At 62.6% G+C, this 406-nt stretch carries 1 protein-coding gene; it reads right to left on the bottom strand.

The genetic code is table 11. The annotated features are described in order from the left end of the window. Positions 1 to 406, bottom strand: a 406-nt coding sequence (locus FH08_RS0134050) for an acetyl-CoA hydrolase/transferase C-terminal domain-containing protein (RefSeq protein WP_031362638.1), incomplete at both ends; no start/stop codon positions are given.

Below are 406 nucleotides of genomic sequence, written 5' to 3' on the forward strand. Positions count from 1 at the left end.
GATATAGGCGTTCCTGGCGAAGTCACCGGAGCCGCCGATGCCGTTCTGGATGCGCGAGCCCATAATATGGGTCGAGTTGACGTTGCCGTAGATGTCCGCCTCGATCATTCCGTTCATCGCGATGACGCCGAGACGCCGGATCAACTCGGGATGGTTGCTGATCTCCTGGGAGCGCAGGATGATCCGGTCGCGATATCCGCCCATGCGTCGGTTGACGCTCTCGCTGAGGTCCGGGCTCAGGATGAGGGCCGTTGATGACGCCAGTCGCAGCTTGCCGCTGTCCAGCAGCGCCATCATCCCGTCCTGGATCACCTCCGTGTAGGCGGTCAGGTTCTCGAACGGCGCCTCGATCAGACCGGTCAGGACCGCATTGGCGGTGTTTCCAACGCCTGACTGCAGCGGCAGC

The organism is Caballeronia sordidicola (assembly GCF_000729995.1).
Classification (GTDB): domain Bacteria; phylum Pseudomonadota; class Gammaproteobacteria; order Burkholderiales; family Burkholderiaceae; genus Caballeronia; species Caballeronia sordidicola_A.